The following is a 17168-nucleotide window of genomic DNA, read 5'->3' on the forward strand; positions in this document are numbered from 1 at the left end:
AATGGCACTGCAATCCTTAGATATCCGGCGCCTGTCGGCGACCACGGTAACGCCGCCGCAAGCGCGCAGCCCGGTGACGGGCACCGTGGCCAAGCTGATCGATGTGTCGAAATGCATCGGCTGCAAGGCTTGCCAGACGGCGTGCATGGAATGGAACGACTTGCGTGACGAAGTCGGCGAAAACCATGGCACCTATGACAATCCGACGGACCTGACGCCGCAATCGTGGACGGTGATGCGTTTTGCCGAACACGAAAACAACGACGGCAACCTCGAGTGGCTGATCCGCAAGGATGGCTGCATGCACTGCGAGGACCCGGGCTGTTTGAAAGCCTGTCCGGCGCCGGGCGCCATCGTGCAATACACGAACGGCATCGTGGATTTCCACCAGGAAAACTGCATCGGCTGCGGCTACTGCGTGGCCGGCTGTCCTTTCGACGTGCCCCGCATTTCGAAAAAGGACGACCGCGCCTACAAGTGCACCTTGTGCTCGGACCGCGTCGCCGTGGGCCAGGAACCGGCCTGCGTGAAGACGTGCCCGACGGGCGCCATCGTCTTCGGCACCAAGGAAGACATGAAGGTGCATGCGGAAGAGCGCATCGTCGACCTGAAGTCGCGCGGTTTCGAAAACGCGGGCCTGTACGATCCGCTGGGCGTGGGCGGCACGCACGTGATGTACGTGCTGCACCATGCCGACAAGCCGAAGCTGTATTCGAACTTGCCGGAACGCCCGCGCATCAGCCCGATGGTGGGCTTCTGGAAGGGCTGGTCCAAGCCGCTGGCGGTGGCCGGCATGGCTGCCACGGCACTGGCAGGCTTCTTCCATTACACGCGTGTCGGCCCGAACGAAGTGAGCAAGGACGAAGAGCACGAGGCGCTGGAAGAGGCCAAGCGCATCCGGGAGGAACAGCATGAAGCATAGTGACCTTCACGATGGCAAGCTGCGCGACAAGGATGGCAATCCCTTGATCGAACGCTACAACCCGAACGAGCGCACGAATCACTGGGTCACGGCCATCACCTTCGTCATGCTGGCCCTGTCCGGCCTGGCCATGTTCCATCCCTCGATGGCGTGGCTGGCGAACCTGTTCGGCGGCGGGCAATGGACGCGCATTTTGCATCCGTTTGCCGGCCTGGTGATGTTCGTCTCGTTCGCCATCCTCGTGGTGCGCTTCTGGCACCACAACAAGTTCGAGGACGGCGACAAGCAGTGGCTGAAACAGATGGACGACGTGCTCAACAACCGCGAGGAGAAGCTTCCGAAGATCGGCAAATACAATGCCGGCCAGAAGATCCTGTTCTTCGTGCTGCTGTTCTGCATGGTGGGCTTGCTGCTGTCGGGCATCGTGATCTGGCGCGCGTACTTCGCGTTCTATTTCCCGATCGACGTCGTGCGCTTTGCCGCCTTGCTGCATGCCGGTTGCGCGTTCGGCATCATCTGCGCCATCATCGTGCACATCTATGCGGCCTTGTGGGTCAAGGGCTCGATCGGCGCCATGGTGCGCGGCACCGTCACCTACGGCTGGGCGCGCAAGCACCATCCGAAGTGGTTTGAATCGGTAATCCGTCATACGGAAAAGTAGGCAGCAGGGTAGGTCGGCTTAGCTTCGCGTAAGCCGACATGCTCCGCCGCCGGCGTTTTCGTATGCCAGGGCCAGTCCCCCAGGACTGGCCCCTTTCTTTTTATCGATTAAAATACTTTTACAGCACAGCCAACTCCGCTGGCCGTGTTGTGCTTTTTTTGATGGGAAAACTCCATTGGTACAACGCATACTCCAGCCAGGCGAAATCGAAGGCCTGGACCACAACGCGATTCCGCGCCTGCTGCTGCCGCAGCCAGTCAGCCTGTTTACGGCGCGTGCACAGCGCTTGCGCGAACTGGCGCAGGGCAATATCAAGGGCATCCCCGTCGACGCGGGTATGCAGGGCTATCTGGTGCTGGTGGCCGCGCTGGCCGATGCGCAGGCCGCCGTGGTGGGAAAACTGGCGCCCGGCGCCGTGCCTGCCGCCGACTCCGACGCGCTGCGCCGCGCCATCGCCCACCGTATGCCGGTGCTGCCCGTCAGCGGCGCCCGTCCGCCCGTCTGGCGCGACATCTTTGCCAGCCTGCTCGATGAACTGGCCGCCACGGCGGCACGCCAGCCGGCCCTGTCCGGCGGCCTGACGCAGGTGCTGGCCCAGCTGCGCGCGCTCGACGCGACAGCGCTGGACGCCTGCGCCGATGCCGTGCTCGATGAAAACGGCGACAACCTCAATCCCATGCACGCGCCGTTCGTCGCGGCCGCCCTGCAAATCCTGTGGTCGGTATCGGCCAGCGAACTGCGCGCCGCGCGCGTGCCGGACCTGGAAACGGGCACCCTGTGCCCCGTCTGCGGTTCGCACCCGGTCGCCAGCGTGATCCGCATCGGCGGCCAGTCGCAGGGCTACCGCTACCTGCATTGCGGCATCTGCGAAAGCGAATGGCATATGGTGCGCGTGAAATGCTCGACCTGCGAACAGAACGGCAAGATCGCCTACCAGGGCCTCGATGCGGCCGACGCCGCGCCGTTCGACCCCGTGACGGCGAAGGACGACAAATTGCCGAACAAGGCGAATGACCCGAAAAAGGTGGCGCGCGCGGAAACCTGCGACGATTGCCATACCTATCGAAAAGTCTTCAACCAGGAACACGATTACAACGTCGAACCGCTGGCCGACGACCTGGCCAGCCTGATGCTCGACCTGCTGGTGGGCGAAGCGGGCTACCAGCGCGCCAGCGGCAATCCGCTGCTGTGGCTGGGGAAGAGCGAAAGCGGCGAGGGCCAGCCAGCATGACGACGGGGCAGACCGTGCGCCTGCCATCGGTAGACCGCATCCTGGGCGACGCGGCTTGCCTGGCCCTGATTGCGCACTACGGCCGCGTGCAGACCCTGGCCTGCGCGCGCGCCGTGCTGGCCGAACTGCGCACCGCCATGCTGGCCGGTGCGGGTTTTGGTAACTTCTGCGAAGAGGGCGCGTCGATCGCCGCCATCGTCGCGCAGGTGGACGAACGGCTGCAATCGCAAGCGCGCCCGCGGCTGCGCCCCGTGTTCAACCTGACGGGCACCGTGCTGCACACGAACCTGGGCCGCGCGTTGCTGCCCGACGCCGCCGTGCAAGCCGTGGTCGAGGCGCTGCAGTGGCCGATGAACCTGGAATTCGACCTGGAAACGGGCAAGCGCGGCGACCGCGACGACCTGGTCGAGGAATTGCTGCGCGAACTGACGGGGGCCGAAGCGGCCACCATCGTCAACAACAATGCGGCCGCCGTGCTGCTGATGTTGAATACCCTGGCGCAGAACAAAGAGGTGATCGTCTCGCGCGGCGAGCTGGTGGAAATCGGCGGCGCCTTCCGCATCCCGGACGTGATGACGCGCGCGGGTGCCGTGCTGCGCGAAGTGGGCAGCACCAACCGTACGCACCTGGCCGATTATGCGGACGCGATCAACGCGCAGACAAGCCTGCTGATGAAGGTTCATTGCAGCAATTACGCGATCACCGGTTTCACGAAAAGCGTGGAGCTCGACGAACTGGTGCCGCTGGCGGCACAACACGGCGTGCCGACGGCCGTGGACCTGGGCAGCGGTACCCTGGTCGACCTGGCGCAATACGGGCTGCCGCATGAAACGACGGTGCGCGAAACCATCGAGGCGGGCGCCGACCTGGTGACCTTCAGCGGCGATAAATTGCTGGGTGGCCCGCAATGCGGCGTCATCGTCGGGCGTGCCGATTTGATCGCGAAGATCAAGCGCAATCCCCTGAAACGCGCGCTGCGCGTGGGCAAACTCACCCTGGCGGCCCTGGCCCCCGTGCTGCAGCTGTACCGCGCGCCGGACTTGCTGGCCGAACGCCTGACCACCTTGCGCCTGCTGACGCGTCCCGCTTGCGCCATGCGCGCGCAGGCGCAAACCCTGCTGCCGCTGCTGCAAAACGTACTCGGTGCCGCCTATGTGGTCAGCGCCGAAACCGTGACCAGCCAGATCGGCAGCGGCGCCTTGCCCGTCGACCAGCTGCCCAGCTTTGGCCTGGCCGTCCGCAGCGCCCCCGGTTCGCGCCTGAGCAATCCATTGGGAACGCTGGAACAGCGCCTGCGCGCCATGCCGCGCCCCGTGATCGGGCGCATCGGGCAAGACACGTTGTGGCTCGATTTGCGCTGCCTGGAAGCGGCGCACGAGACGGCCTTCATCGCGCAGCTCGCCGAGTTGTCCGCATGATCGTCGGCACCGCAGGCCATATCGACCATGGCAAGACGACCCTCACGCGCGCATTGACCGGTGTGCACACGGACCGCCTCAAGGAAGAGCAGGCGCGCGGCATCTCGATTGAACTCGGTTACGCCTATCTGCCGCTGGCCGATGGCACGGTGCTGGGCGTGATCGACGTGCCAGGCCACGAAAAATTCATCCGCACCATGGCGTCCGGCGTGACGGGCATCGACTTCGCACTGCTCGTGGTGGCGGCCGACGACGGCGTCATGCCGCAGACGCACGAGCACCTGGCCATCCTGCAGCTGCTGGGCGTGACGCGCGGCGCCGTGGCATTGACCAAGATCGACCGCGCCGACAGCGCCCGCGTGGCGCAGGTGGAGGCGGACATCGAAGCGCTGCTGGCCGGCACGCCGCTGGCGGGCAGCCCGGTCTTCCCCACCGCCGCCCATCGCGACAACGATGCGGGCGTGGCCGCCTTGCTGGCGCACCTGACGCAGGTGGCGCGCAGCCTGCCGCAACGCGACGAGCGCCGGCTGTTCCGCCTGGGCGTGGACCGCGTGTTCACCTTGTCGGGGCAGGGCACCATCGTCACCGGCACGGCGCTGGCGGGATGCGCACAGGTGGGCGACATGCTGCAGCTGGCGCCCGGCGGCGCGCCTGCGCGCGTGCGCAGCATCCATGCGCAGAACCGCGCGGCCGAGACGGGCATGGCAGGCCAGCGCCTGGCGCTGAACCTCGCGGGCATCGACCGCGAGCGCATCGAACGGGGCAACTGGATCGTCGCGCCCGAGCTGGCGCAGTGTTCCGAGCGCCTGGACGTGGAACTGACCCTGCTGCCCGACGCCGGCGTGCAGCTGAAAGCCTGGTCGCCGCTGCACGTGCACCTGGGCGCGACGCACCAGCTGGCGCGCGCCGTCATGCTCGATGGCGAAACCCTGTCGCCGGGCCAGACGGGCAGGGTGCAACTGGTGTTCGAGGCGCCCATGCACGGCGTGCCGGGCGACCGCTTCGTCGTGCGCAACGCGCAGGCGACGCAGACGGTGGGCGGCGGCATGGTGCTCGATCCGTTCGGCCCGGCGCGCAAGCGGCGCAGCCCGGCCAGGCTGGCGTGGCTCGATGCGCTGGCGGCGTTTGTCGCGCACGGCGACTATGCGGCCCTGCTGGCGCAAAGCCCGCTGGGGCTGCGCGAGTCGCTGCTGGTGCGCCTGTCCCTGCTGCCGGCGCATGCCCTGGCGCTGCCGCCCGACACGCGGCGCATCGCCCTGCGCGGCGGCGATGCACTGCTGGTGGCGCCGCCCGCGTTGCTGGCGCTGCAAGAGCGGGTGCTCACCGCACTGGCGGCCTTCCACGCGCGCGCGCCCGACGAGGCAGGGCCGGAACTGTGGCGGCTGAAGCGCATCGTCGACGCGGAGATGGAAGACGCCTTGTGGAGCCATCTGGTCGAAGGCTTGCTGGCGCAGGGTAGCATCCTGGCGCGCGGCGCCAGCCTGCACTTGCCGACGCACAGCGTGGAGCTGACGCCGCAGGAGCAGGCCATGGCCGAGCCCTTGCTGGCCGCGCTGGAGCAGGGGCGTGCCGATCCGCCGTGGACGCGCGACCTGGCGCGTGGTTTCGGCCTGGCCGAGGACGAAACGCGCCGGCTGTTGCGCAAGCTTGCCAAGGCAGGGCAGATCAGCCAGGTCGTGCATGACCTGTTCTATCACCAGGCGGCGCTGGCCGGGCTGGCGCAACTGGTGCGGGAACTGGCGCGCAAGGCGGAAGAGGATGCCGGCTTACCGGCAGGCAATGGCGCTGTGGGCGCGGCCACTTTCCGCGACGCCAGCGGCTTGGGCCGCAAGCGGGCGATCCAGGTCTTGGAATTCTTCGACCGCGTCGGTTATACTCGCCGTGTTGGCAATGGGCATCTATTGCGCCCGCAGGCGTTGTGGTCCTACACCGCAGCCCCAACAGCTAGCTCAGGCACCGCGGAAAGCACACTCATCCGGTGATGTGGCCGGGCTTCAAACCCGGTGGAGGGCGTCAGACGTTCTCCCGTAGGTTCGACTCCTACTGTTTTCCGCCACTTGTTTTTCTCGCCATCCTCCCCTCGCATGATGATCCCGGCGTTGGCCCTGAGCCACGTTACGGAAAAATAATGGTTTAACTGACAACCTTTGGCCATGGCCGGCGGGGGCCGATGGTACCATCCTGCAGGTGCAGGGCTGCGTATCCCCTGTGGTAGAAGAAGGCAAGCATGAAACAAGCAAGCATGGCATGGCTGCTGGCGGCGCTGTTGCTGCCGGCGGCGGCCTGGGCGGCGGGCCTGCGCATCGTCGGCGAGCATTTGCCGCCGTCGAGCATGATGGAAGGCAATGTCGTCGTGGGACGCGAAACGCTGAAGGTGCGCGACATCATGGCGCGCGCCGGCATCGGCTATACGATGGAACTGCTGCCGTGGAAGCGCGCGTATGCGCAGGCGCTGCGCGAGCCTGACACCTGCATCTTTTCCACCACGCGTACGCAAGAGCGCGAAGCGCAATTTCGCTGGATCGGCCCCCTCAACGAAGCGGAGTGGATACTGTATGGCCTGGCCGAGCGGCACCTGGCGCTGCGCACCCTGGCCGATGCGCGCGGCCTGGTGATCGGCACGGTGCTGGGCGACGCGCGCGACGACTACCTGCGCCAGCACGGCATGAACGTGGCGCCTGTCACGCAGGAGTGGATCAATCCGCAAAAGCTGCTGCTCGGGCGCATCGACCTGTGGGCCGTGGGCCTGGCGGTGGGCAGCAAGCCTTTCGTCGGCAAGGAGTGGGAGGGCAAGGTGGTGCCCCTGCTGACTTTCAACCGCGTGCAGACTTACCTGGCCTGCAACCTCAAGGTGCCCGAGGCGCAGGTGGTGGCCATGCAGCGCGCGGCAGCGGCCATGCGCCGCGACGGCAGCATGGCACGCGAACAGCTGCGCTGATTCAGCGCATCGACTTAACTCTCCAGCCACTGGCGCACGCAGTTGCGTCCTTCGCGCTTGGCCTGGTACAGGGCCTGGTCCGCATGGCTGTAGGCCGTTTCGAACGGCGTGCCGGCGCGGTTCCAGCTCAGGCCCACGCTGATGGTGATGGCGCGCGTGATGGGCGCCGCATGGCGCTGGCGGCCGACCGTCTCGCAGATGCGCTGCGCCACTTGCGCCGCCTCGTCGCGCGAGGAGGTGGGCCAGACCACGGAAAACTCTTCGCCGCCGACCCGGCCGATGGCCGTTTCCTGTCCCAGCAACCCTTTTAAACAGTCGACCACGGCCTGGATCACGCCGTCGCCGGCCGGGTGGCCGAAGTCGTCGTTGACCTGCTTGAACAGGTCGATATCGAGCACGATCAGCGCCATGTCGCCCTGCGCCAGGCAGCGCGAGGCATGGTCGATCACGGCGCCGCGGTTCAGGGCACCCGTCAGCGGGTCGTGCGTGGCCCGGTATTCGAGCTGGCCGGCCAGGGTTTGCAATTGCCGGTTCAGCAGATGCATGTCGCGCTCGGCGCGGTCGCTGCGGCCGATCAGGCGGCGCGTCTCGCGCATCAGCCGCTCGTAGTGAACGATCAGTTCACCGAGCACGCGCCGTTGTTCCGCGCCCGAGGCGTTGGCGTCGGCGTGCATGCGGCGCGCGGCGGCCAGCGCTGCCGCTTCCACGGTGAACAGGTCGGGTTCCAGGCCGGACTCGGAGATGGCGGCGCGCATGCCCTAGCTGCCTTGCACGGGATGGTCGTGGAAGTCGAGGGCCGTAAAGTCCTGCTGCAGCTCCTGGCCGAATTCCAGGATGGTGTCGTCGTCCTCGTCGTGATACCAGTTCAGGCGCACCTGGTTGCCGTCCACGGCCGCCTGGTTCAGGGTGTCGAACAGGGTAAACAGCATCTTCGTGCTGGAGCTGTTGAAGTAGGCCAGCGAGACGTTGACGGTGATGGCAGCTTCGCGGCAGCCTTCCAGATAGGCGCGCACGGCGGCGATCAGCGGACCATAGAAGGCGGCCGCGTTTTCCGGATACGACTCGCCCTTGATCGACAGGGTGTGCTGCTCGAAACGGAAGTCGATTTCGGGCGAACTCGGGGTCGCGGCGATGAACAGTGGTGACGGTAATTGCATATGCTTTCCTGAGTCGGCTCTTTCAAATGATGGCTTTGATGCAGAAGATGGTGTGGCCAGGTTCCTGTGGGTCCTGGACGAATTCGAATTCCAGCGGCTCGCTGGCGTCGCGTGCCATGGTGAGAAAACCCAGGCCCGCGCCCTTGCTGTCCGATGGCGCTTCCTCGCGCAGGGCCTTCTTGTAGGCGAGGCGGATTTCTTCCATCGTCATCGTGTGCAGCGGTTCCAGGCGGGCGCGGATCTGCGCCACGTTGTCGGTCGAGACGGGGTTGGCGCACAGCAGAAAAAAGCTGTCGCCGCGCGTGCCGATGCAAAACGAGCCGCGCCGCATCTGCTGGTCCAGCTGCGCATCGGGCGTCAGGCTGTCGGCCGAATAATGCATGATGTTTTGCGACATCTCGATGAATGAGGAAAAGATGCGCCGCCGCGTGGGCCCGGCCGCGCCGGCCGTATCGAGGCGCGCCTTGATGGTTTCGGAAATGGCGCTCACCACGTGCTGCGAGAAATAGCCCACGTAAAAAAAGATGATGTTGCGCTTGCGGGCCACATCCCAAAACTCGTTGAATTCTTCGTACAGCACGTGCGTGCTCCTGGCTAGCCGGTGACCCGGTGTCTTGTTGATAAGGTGGCTCGATGGCGCCCAGACTACAGGCGGAAACAGAAAAAGGTCAGGTCGTCGCGGCGTGGCTGTTTTCCCTGCCAGGCGGCGCTGTCCTGCAGCAGGGCCGCCGCCACATCGCCGGCCGGAGCGTCGCGCCGCGCCAGCAGCTGCTCGCGCATGCGCCGCTTGCCGTAGGCGATGTCGCGCGCGCCGCCGATCTGGTCGAGCAAGCCGTCGGTGGTGAGGAACAGCAGGCTGCCGGCGGGAATGTCGGGTGTCTCGTTGTGCCAGCAGTAGCCGGCCGGCGTGTCAACGTAGCCCACGCCCATGCGCGCGCCATCGATGGCGCGCACGGCTTCTTCGCCCGGCGCCACCACGTAGAGCGCCAGTTTCGCCCCTGCGAAACGCAGGCTGGCGCTGGCCGTGTCGTAGCATAAAAAGGCGCAATCCATGCCGTCGTTCGAGCCGGCGTGGCCGGTGGCCGCGCCGCTGTCGGCGCCGTCCTGGCCCAGCAGGGTCTTGATGGCGCGGCTGACGGCGCCGATCAGGGCGGCCGGATCGCGCGGCCCCCGTTCGCGCAAGGCCTGGCTCAGGGCCGACGAGGCGATCAGGGTCATGAAGGCGCCCGGCACGCCGTGGCCCGTGCAGTCGGCGATGGCGGCGAACCAGCCCCCTTCGTGGCGTTCGAAAAAGTAGAAGTCGCCGCCGACGACGTCGCGCGGCTGCCATTCCAGGTGCGCGTCGGGCAGGGTGGCGCGCAATTCCGCATCGGAGGTGCGCAGCAGCGCGCGCTGGATCACGCTGGCGTAATCGATGCTGTGCATGATCTGCCGGTTCTTTTCCGCCTGCATGGTGGCCACCACGTTCATCAGCTGCAGGCCGAAGCCCACGCCGGCCAGCGCGCCATCCTCGGTGATGATGAAGCCGTCGGCCAGCGCCTTCTCTCCCGCTTCCACGGCGCGGAAAGTGAGGTCTTCGATGCTCATGGCGCCATCGACGATCAGCGGTTCCTTGTCCATGAAGGCGATGCAGCTCTTCTTGCCGTACACCTCGTGATAAAAGGGCTTGGACATCTGCGACATGAAGATATTGCGGCTGATTAAGCCGATCGGCTTCTGCTGCTCCGTGACGGGCAGGCTCATCATGTCACGCCGTTCCGTGAACAATTCCAGCACGGCGAAGTTGCTGGCGTCGGCCTGCACGGATTCCGTGGGAACGCACAGATCAAGCGCCACGGACGTGCGATAACGGGGAAGATGCAATCGAGAAGCGTTGAACTCCACAGCGGCTACCTTTACATGACGATCGGACCTTTGTTGTCGCGAGAGCAAGGCGACTGACAAACAGGCAATATCATCATGGTAGCCGCTGAATATGACGGCTTGATTACCGGCTTGTCAAAACCGTATGCAAGATGGCTGCATGGCAATCCGTTGCCGGGCTTACATACGCCTGGCCAGCGCCTGTGCCTGCTCCAGCCAGCGCGCGCGCTGCGTGCCGGTGGAATCGATCATGGGGCCGAAGCAGGCCACCTTGACGGGCTTGACGCCGCAAAATTCCAGGGTCGTCTTGCGCAGCTGGTGAATGCCGGGCATGTGGTAGACCCAGCGGAAATACCAGGGCGGCGTGTCCATCGCCACCAGCAGCTGCGCCGTGCGGCCCTTCAGCAGCTGGGCGGGAAAGGCCTTGCCCGGGCGGTATTTGAAGGCAAAGCCGGGCAGGAAGATACGGTCGACAAAACCTTTCAGCAGGGCCGGCGCGCCGCCCCACCAGATCGGGTAGGCGAACACCAGGTGTTCGGCCCAGCTGATGGCTTCCTGCGCGGCCAGCAAGTCTGGCTCCAGCGGCTGCACCTGGCGGTAGCCTTCATGCAGGTTCTGGTCGAAGTCCAGCTGGCCCAGGCGCAGTTCGCGCACGGTATGGCCTGCGCTGCGGGCCGTGGCGGCGTAGGCCTCGGCCAGGGCGGCGCAGAAACTGTCGCTGGACGGGTGGCCGAGGAGAATTAAAATGCGCTTCGGTGTAATTTTGCTCATGCTGCAGGCTTTCCGTTAAAGAAGAGCTTGCATGCTAAAGCCTGCCCCTGGGGGCAGAGTCAAGCGCGCAGTGTCAGGCTGCCTACAGTTGCTGGCGCGCCAGGCAGTCACGGATTTCCGTGTCGATGTCGGCCAGCTGCACGTCGAGCTGGCGCAGGCGGGCGATATCCTGCCGCACCTGCGCGCGCTTGGCGTCGATGTGCCGTGACAGGGCGGCCCAGTCCGTATCGTCGCCGGCCAGGACGGGCAGCAGTTCGGCCAGGCGGAAGCCCAGGACCTGCGCCTGGCGTATCAGTTTGACCTGCGCCAGGTCCTGCTGCGTGTAGACGCGATAGGCGCCGGAACGGCGCACGTCGCCCAGCAAGCCCAGCGCTTCATAGTGGCGCAAGGCCTTGGGCGAGGTGCCCGCCAGGCGGGCGATTTCTCCGATGTACATGCTTGTCCCTTGTTGAGCTGCGGCGCACGCAGTGTAGCGCAGGTGGCTTGCCAGGCGCTACCTTCCGCGCTGCCTCAGGAGGCTTTGCGCGGCGGGACTTTCTTCGCCGTGCACTCGGCGCAGGTGCCGTACAGCGACAGCGCGTGCTCGTGCAGCACGAAGCCCCGTTCGGCGGCAATCTCGTTCTGGCGCAGTTCGATGCCTTCGTCGACGAATTCATCGACCTTGCCGCAACCCGTGCAGACCAGGTGGTCGTGGTGCTGGCCTTCATTGAGTTCGAAGACGGCGTGGCCCGATTCGAAGTGCCGGCGAAACAGAATGCCGGCCTCGGCAAACTGCATCAGTACGCGGTAGATGGTGGCCAGGCCCACGTCGATCTTTTCAGCCAGCAAGAGTTTGTAGACATCGTCCGCACTCAGGTGCTTGATCGTGCCTTCCTGGAACAGCTGCAGAATCCGCAAGCGGGGGATGGTCACTTTCAAGCCCGATTCACGCAGTTCCCTCAATATATCCATGTCTCCCATTCCTTTTTGTAGTCGCTGAGCGAGGTAAGCCATTATATCGCAAATGATAATCATTACCATTCTCATGTGTGCACTGGAAATAGTATGCTGCAGGGCCCGGCGGCAATCCAGTGACATCGGCGCAAGTAACCATTGCGCGGCGCGCAGCTTGTCTCAGCATTGCGCGGCTGGCTGGCCGCTGAAATAGGGGACCTTGCATCCCGTCACGCTGCATTGCCGCATTTTCTTGACTTGGGCAAAGGAAAAAATCCGTCTAGTGATGCCATCTAGCACTATTTGATGTGGATCAAAGTTTTTGTTGCACTGCACTCTTAGACTTCGCAGCGTTACTTAACGACAAAAAGAGGGAACTAGAATGAAAAAGTCCGCAACTGCAGCAGCAATCGTCCTGGCCGCCATCGGCGCCTTCGCCGGCAACGCAATGGCACAGGAAAGCCCATGGCTGGTCCGTGCCCGCGCCGTGCACATCGATCCGGCCAACAAATCTGCTCCTGTTGGTGGCGTCGGCGCATCCGACCTTATTCACGTCAGCAGCAAGACGATTCCTGAAATCGATATTTCGTATTTCTTCACGCCTAACATCGCTGCCGAGCTGATCCTGACGTATCCGCAAAAGCATGACGTTACCTTGTCCGGCACGAAGATCGGTACTTTCAAGCATTTGCCGCCGACCCTGTCGCTGCAATACCACTTCATGCCTGAAAAACAGTTCAGCCCATACGTAGGTGCCGGCGTGAACTACACGAATATCTCGGACGTGAAATTGCTGAACGGCGCAGGCCGCCTGGAGCATGACAGCTGGGGCTACTCGCTGCAAGCCGGTGTCGATTACAAACTGGACAAAAACTGGTCGCTGAACTTCGACATCAAGAAAGTACAGATCCGCAGCGACGTACTGGCCGGCGGCGCCAAGATCAGCGAAGTCAAAGTCGATCCTATCCTGATCGGCGTAGGCGTCGGCTACCGCTTCTAAATAGTGATGGCGCCCGCAAGGCGCGGACAATAAAAAAGGACGGCCTTGGCCGTCCTTTTTACGTTTGGTGCACGCCGTTTATTTTTTCAGCGTCTTTTCCAGCGCCAGCTGGTAGTCCGTCTTTTCGTAGCCGGCCAGGTATTTGTTCGTCGCGTCGAGGAAGGCGCGCGAGCGGTAGGCCGCTTCCAGGTCCTTCACCCATGGCTTGGCCTTGTCGGCGGTGCGGATGGCGACCAGGTTGATGTAGCTGTCCGAGATCTTTTCCACGCTCAGGGCCGAGGTCAGCTTCATGCCGGCGGCCAGGGCGAAGTTACCGTTCACAAAGGCGTAGTCGGCGTCTGCCAGCGAACGTGGCAGCTGCGCCGCTTCCAGCGGCACCAGTTTCAGCTTCTTCGGGTTCTCCAGCACGTCGCGTTCGGACGCGCGCAGCGGATCGACGTTCGGTTTGAGCTTGATCCAGCCCATCTTGGCCAGCATCACCAGCGCGCGCGCCTGGTTGGTAGGATCGTTCGGCATGGTGATGGTGGCGCCGTTCTTGACTTCGGCCAGGGTTTTCTGCTTGCCGCCGTACAGGCCGATCGGCATGGTCGGCACGGTGATCAGGGCGCTCAATGGCAGCTTGTTATCGGTGGCGAATTTGGTCAGGTAGACGATGTGCTGGAACACGTTGGCGTCCAGCGACCCTTCGGCCAGCGCGTAGTTCGGCTGCACGTAGTCGTTGAATTCCACGATCTTGACCTTGTAACCCTGTTTTTCCAGGATAGGCTTGATGCCCAGCTTCAGCTGGTCGGAATACGGGCCGGAGCTGGTGCCGATGACGAGTTCTTTCGGGTCCTTGGCATGGGCGGCGGTGGCGAAGGCGAGGCTGGCGGCGGCCAGGAGCAAATTACGGCGAAGGTGGTTCATGCAGGTCCTTGTTTCTGAATATGAATTAACGTTTGTCGAGGCGCTTGGCGATGCGCGTGCCGGCGAACTGGATGGTTTGCACCAGCACGATCAGGATGGCCACGGTGGCGACCATGATGTCCGTCTCGAAGCGGTAGTAGCCGTAACGGATGGCCAGGTCGCCGATACCGCCGCCGCCCACCACGCCGGCCACGGCCGAATACGACAGGAAGCTGATCGACAACACGGTCAGCGCCAGCACGAGGCCGGAGCGCGCTTCGACCAGCAGCACGCGGAAGATGATCTGCATTTCCGACGCGCCCATGGCGTGCGCCGCTTCGATCACGCCGCGCGGCACTTCGCGCAGGTTCTGTTCCACCAGGCGCGCCAGGTAGGGAATGGCGGCGAACGACAGCGGCACGGCAGCCGCCAGCGGGCCGATCGAGGTGCCCGCGATGATGCGCGTAAACGGCGTCAGGGCGACGAGCAGGATGATGAAGGGGAAGCTGCGCACGGTATTCACCAGCCAGCCCAGGATCGTCGACAGGGGACGGTTTTCCAGCGACTGGCCTTCCGAGACGAGGAACAGCAAAATGCCCAGCGGGCCGCCGATCAGGATGGCGGCGGTCAAGCCGATGCCCAGCATGGTCATGGTCTGGCCCAGCGCCACCCAGATTTCCGGCAGCAGGTTGACGACGTTATTGATCGATTCTTCAAACATGTGTTGCATCCTTCCATGCGGTGGCTTCAAACGCCTCGGTGCCGTAATACGCCAGCTCGCGTCCCAGCGCCGTCTTGCGCGGGGTGGCCGTGTCGCTCAAATCGAATTGTTCGGCGATGGCGCCGTTTTCCACGACGGCCACGCGGTTGCAGATGGCGCCCAGCACCGACAGCTCGTGGCTGACGATGACGATGGTCACGCCGAGGCGCGCATTGATGTCGCGCAGGGTGTCGAGCAGGGCGCGCGTCGTTTCCGCGTCCAGCGCGGACGTCGGCTCGTCGCACAGCAGCACGTCGGGGTGGCTGGCCAGGGCGCGGGCGATCGCCACGCGCTGCTTCTGCCCGCCGGACAATTGCGCCGGATAGCTGTGCAGCTTGTCGGACAGGCCGACCAGCGCCAGGCATTCCTCGACTCTGGCGGCGATCTGCTCGCCCTTGGTCGTGCCATGGATTTTCAGGGGGAAGGCGACGTTGTCGAAGACGCTGGCGTTTTGCAGCAGATTGAATTGCTGGAAAATCATGCCGATATTCTGGCGCGCGTCGCGCAGCTCGCTCTTGCCCAGGCGGGTCAGTTCGCGCCCGGCCACGGTAATGGTGCCGCTGTCGGGGCGCTCGAGCAGGTTAATCAGGCGCAGCAGGGTCGATTTGCCGGCGCCGCTCTTGCCGATCAGGCCGAAAATATCACCGGGATAGACTTCCAGCGTGACCGATTTGACCGCGTGGAATTGTTCGCCCTTGGGCAGCGCGAAGGTCTTGTTCGCGCCATCGATGCGAATCACCGGCGTACGGTGTGGTGTGGTCATGCAGTGTTTCCTTTTTTATTGGACCGTCACAGGCTTGCTTGCAGGGGCCAAATCGCCCAGCCTGTTACGTCGGTTGCGTAGTATACCTCCGATCGTGTTATTACTCCTACGACAGAATCTTGCTTTGAATATGCAAATAATGTCTATGCGACTGTTTTCAAGTGAAAAAAGCGGGAAAGCGGCGTTCTTGCCGAATTTAATCGCGCCGATGGGCGTGGCGGAGCCGCATCTTGGTGAAAAGTTCGACGCGCCCTGTGCAGGCATCGCGGTGATTTTATGTGCGGTTCGGCTCAGTTGCCGTTTTTTCGCCGCGGGCAGGGCCGTTTACTGCCTGCGATTGTCCTCTTCACGGGCAGATTCTGCTCCGCTGGCCGCAGGACCTTCGGGACGGCGCAACAGGTAGATGAGCACGGCGAGCTCCATGGCGCCCACCATGGCGATGACCCACCACGGCGGATGGCCGAGGCACATGGCGACGAAGCCGATGGCCATGCCCAGGCAAGCCATGGCCTTGCCGCGCCGCGACACGGCGCGGTGTTCGCGCCACTGGCGCAGCGGCGGGCCGAAGCGCGGATGGTGCAGCAGCCAGTGCTCGAGGCGCGGCGAGGCGCGGCTGAAGCAGGCCAGGGCGAGGATCAGGAAAATCGTCGTCGGCATGACGGGCAGCATGGCGCCGATGATCCCCAGCAGCACCATCAGGGCGCCGGCAGCGGTCCAGGCCCAGCGGCGCAGGCGCGCGCCGTGCGCTTCGCGCAGGGAGGCCTGGGCGTGCGGCTCGCCCATCAGGCGAGGGCGCCGGCTGTCAGGCCCTGGCTGCGGGGAGGGGAAACGATGGGCTGTGCGTTCAAGGTGTGCGTATCGTGGCGGGTGGCCGTCATGTTTTTCTGCCGTATGTGCTGCGCTATTATGGAGGAATCAAGGCGAAGCTGCAGGCTTGCCGGGGCCGCAATGATAACAATCCTGTAGGGTAATAACAAGAATCATTCTCATTTGCGGCCTGGTCTGAGGCGCCGGATAACGCTGGATATTTTTGGCAATGCAGACAATAATCGGCAACAGAAGACGTTGTCGTGGACATCCTTACCGTTATTATCGATTTTTTCGATGCTAACTAGGTATATTTTCCGTTTTACATCGATCTTCATGCCATGCATAATCTGTTGCAACTGAAGCCAGACAATCAGCCGCAGCGCTTCCCGCCTGCCGCCGGTTGCGGTTTTGACATCCTCCACTCCAAACAGGAATTTACAATGAAAAAACTGCTCGCTTTTATCGCCGCCGCCGGCTTCTCGCTGTCCGCCTTTGCCGCTCCGGAAGTCTATGTCATCGATGGCAGCCATACTTTCCCCCGTTTCGAATACACCCACATGGGTTTCTCGACGCAGCAAAGCCGTTTCAATAACACCACCGGCAAGGTCACCCTGGACCGCGCCGCCAGGACGGGCGCCGTCGAAGTGCTGATCGACACCAAGTCCGTCGATACGGGTTCGACCCTGTTCAACTCGCACATCCAGGGCGAAGACTTCCTCGACACGGCCAAGTATCCCGTCGCCACGTACAAATCGACCAGGTTCAATTTCGACGGCGACAAGCTGGCCTCCGTGGAAGGCAACCTGACCCTGAAAGGCGTGACCAAGCCAGTCACCCTGACCGTCACCTCGTTCACCTGCGCACCGCACCCGATGCTGAAAAAAGACGCCTGCGGCGCCAACGCCACGGCCAAGATCAAGCGCTCGGAATTCAACGCCGGCAAATATGCGCCGGCCGTCAGCGATGACGTCACTTTGACGTTTGCGATCGAAGCCATCAAGCAGTAATCGTTGGCTGCATGACGTAAAAATGGCGGCGGACTTCGGTCCGCCGCCA

General features: G+C 63.8%; 19 protein-coding genes and 1 tRNA gene. 9 read left to right on the top strand and 11 right to left on the bottom strand.

Features of this window, described 5'->3' with window-relative positions:
- The first annotated feature begins 1 nt into the window (after position 1).
- The 7 genes from fdxH (at position 2) to OX462_RS09760 (ending at position 7170) form a co-directional block, all read left to right on the top strand.
- A complete protein-coding gene (fdxH, locus tag OX462_RS09730; protein WP_070290616.1) occupies positions 2-922 on the top strand; it encodes a formate dehydrogenase subunit beta in 921 nt (306 codons plus the stop codon).
- Positions 912-1583, top strand: a complete 672-nt coding sequence (locus OX462_RS09735; protein WP_409028277.1) for a formate dehydrogenase subunit gamma — start codon at positions 912-914, stop codon at positions 1581-1583. The genes fdxH and OX462_RS09735 overlap by 11 nt, the downstream gene beginning before the upstream one ends.
- A gap of 175 nt (positions 1584-1758) precedes the next feature.
- Positions 1759-2814 carry a formate dehydrogenase accessory protein FdhE gene (gene fdhE, locus OX462_RS09740; protein WP_409028278.1) on the top strand — a complete coding sequence of 352 codons (1056 nt, stop codon included), beginning with the start codon at positions 1759-1761 and terminating at the stop codon, positions 2812-2814.
- Positions 2811-4232, top strand: coding sequence for an L-seryl-tRNA(Sec) selenium transferase (gene selA, locus OX462_RS09745; RefSeq protein WP_121669998.1), 1422 nt, complete (start codon positions 2811-2813; stop codon positions 4230-4232). Before fdhE ends, selA begins: the two co-directional genes overlap by 4 nt.
- Positions 4229-6214 (top strand): selenocysteine-specific translation elongation factor, encoded by a 1986-nt coding sequence (selB, locus tag OX462_RS09750; protein WP_409028279.1) that lies wholly within the window; start codon positions 4229-4231, stop codon positions 6212-6214. The genes selA and selB overlap by 4 nt, the downstream gene beginning before the upstream one ends.
- Positions 6193-6288 (top strand) — tRNA-Sec (locus OX462_RS09755). Before selB ends, OX462_RS09755 begins: the two co-directional genes overlap by 22 nt.
- Positions 6289-6459: 171 nt before the next feature.
- Positions 6460-7170: a substrate-binding periplasmic protein gene (locus OX462_RS09760; RefSeq protein ID WP_409028280.1), complete on the top strand. Its 711-nt coding sequence runs from the start codon at positions 6460-6462 to the stop codon at positions 7168-7170.
- Positions 7171-7184: 14 nt separating this feature from the next.
- Here the strand turns inward: OX462_RS09760 and OX462_RS09765 are convergent, their stop codons facing one another.
- The 7 genes from OX462_RS09765 to fur form a co-directional block, all read right to left on the bottom strand.
- Positions 7185-7925: a GGDEF domain-containing protein gene (locus tag OX462_RS09765; RefSeq protein ID WP_070222307.1), complete on the bottom strand. Its 741-nt coding sequence runs from the start codon at positions 7923-7925 to the stop codon at positions 7185-7187.
- A gap of 3 nt (positions 7926-7928) precedes the next feature.
- On the bottom strand, positions 7929-8327 hold the full coding sequence (locus OX462_RS09770; protein WP_070222304.1) for a DUF1987 domain-containing protein: 399 nt from the start codon (positions 8325-8327) through the stop codon (positions 7929-7931).
- Positions 8328-8349: 22 nt separating this feature from the next.
- Positions 8350-8907 (bottom strand): SiaB family protein kinase, encoded by a 558-nt coding sequence (locus tag OX462_RS09775; RefSeq protein WP_070222302.1) that lies wholly within the window; start codon positions 8905-8907, stop codon positions 8350-8352.
- A 65-nt stretch (positions 8908-8972) separates the two neighbouring features.
- Positions 8973-10130, bottom strand: a complete 1158-nt coding sequence (locus OX462_RS09780; protein ID WP_083286995.1) for a SpoIIE family protein phosphatase — start codon at positions 10128-10130, stop codon at positions 8973-8975.
- A 240-nt stretch (positions 10131-10370) separates the two neighbouring features.
- A complete protein-coding gene (locus OX462_RS09785) occupies positions 10371-10961 on the bottom strand; it encodes an NAD(P)H-dependent oxidoreductase (protein ID WP_409028281.1) in 591 nt (196 codons plus the stop codon).
- 82 nt (positions 10962-11043) lie between these two features.
- Positions 11044-11397 (bottom strand): MerR family transcriptional regulator, encoded by a 354-nt coding sequence (locus OX462_RS09790; RefSeq protein WP_409028282.1) that lies wholly within the window; start codon positions 11395-11397, stop codon positions 11044-11046.
- A gap of 74 nt (positions 11398-11471) precedes the next feature.
- Positions 11472-11912 carry a ferric iron uptake transcriptional regulator gene (gene fur, locus OX462_RS09795; RefSeq protein WP_034756687.1) on the bottom strand — a complete coding sequence of 147 codons (441 nt, stop codon included), beginning with the start codon at positions 11910-11912 and terminating at the stop codon, positions 11472-11474.
- A 364-nt stretch (positions 11913-12276) separates the two neighbouring features.
- Between fur and OX462_RS09800 the strand changes: the two genes are divergently transcribed.
- Entirely contained in the window at positions 12277-12894 is a 618-nt protein-coding gene (locus tag OX462_RS09800; RefSeq protein WP_070222294.1) for an OmpW/AlkL family protein, read from the top strand.
- A gap of 78 nt (positions 12895-12972) precedes the next feature.
- Here the strand turns inward: OX462_RS09800 and OX462_RS09805 are convergent, their stop codons facing one another.
- The 4 genes from OX462_RS09805 to OX462_RS09820 form a co-directional block, all read right to left on the bottom strand.
- The gene (locus tag OX462_RS09805) at positions 12973-13800 is read right to left on the bottom strand and encodes a MetQ/NlpA family ABC transporter substrate-binding protein (protein WP_121669993.1); all 828 of its coding nucleotides are present in this window, start codon (positions 13798-13800) and stop codon (positions 12973-12975) included.
- Positions 13801-13825: 25 nt separating this feature from the next.
- Entirely contained in the window at positions 13826-14500 is a 675-nt protein-coding gene (locus OX462_RS09810; protein ID WP_121669992.1) for a methionine ABC transporter permease, read from the bottom strand.
- Positions 14493-15302: a methionine ABC transporter ATP-binding protein gene (locus OX462_RS09815; RefSeq protein WP_070222288.1), complete on the bottom strand. Its 810-nt coding sequence runs from the start codon at positions 15300-15302 to the stop codon at positions 14493-14495. Before OX462_RS09815 ends, OX462_RS09810 begins: the two co-directional genes overlap by 8 nt.
- A 324-nt stretch (positions 15303-15626) precedes the next feature.
- The gene (locus OX462_RS09820; protein WP_268994098.1) at positions 15627-16085 is read right to left on the bottom strand and encodes a YbaN family protein; all 459 of its coding nucleotides are present in this window, start codon (positions 16083-16085) and stop codon (positions 15627-15629) included.
- A gap of 467 nt (positions 16086-16552) precedes the next feature.
- Between OX462_RS09820 and OX462_RS09825 the strand changes: the two genes are divergently transcribed.
- Positions 16553-17119, top strand: coding sequence for a YceI family protein (locus OX462_RS09825; protein ID WP_070313223.1), 567 nt, complete (start codon positions 16553-16555; stop codon positions 17117-17119).
- Positions 17120-17168: the final 49 nt, after the last annotated feature.

Origin of the sequence: Janthinobacterium aestuarii (assembly GCF_046113285.1) — a bacterium.
Lineage (GTDB): Bacteria > Pseudomonadota > Gammaproteobacteria > Burkholderiales > Burkholderiaceae_D > Janthinobacterium.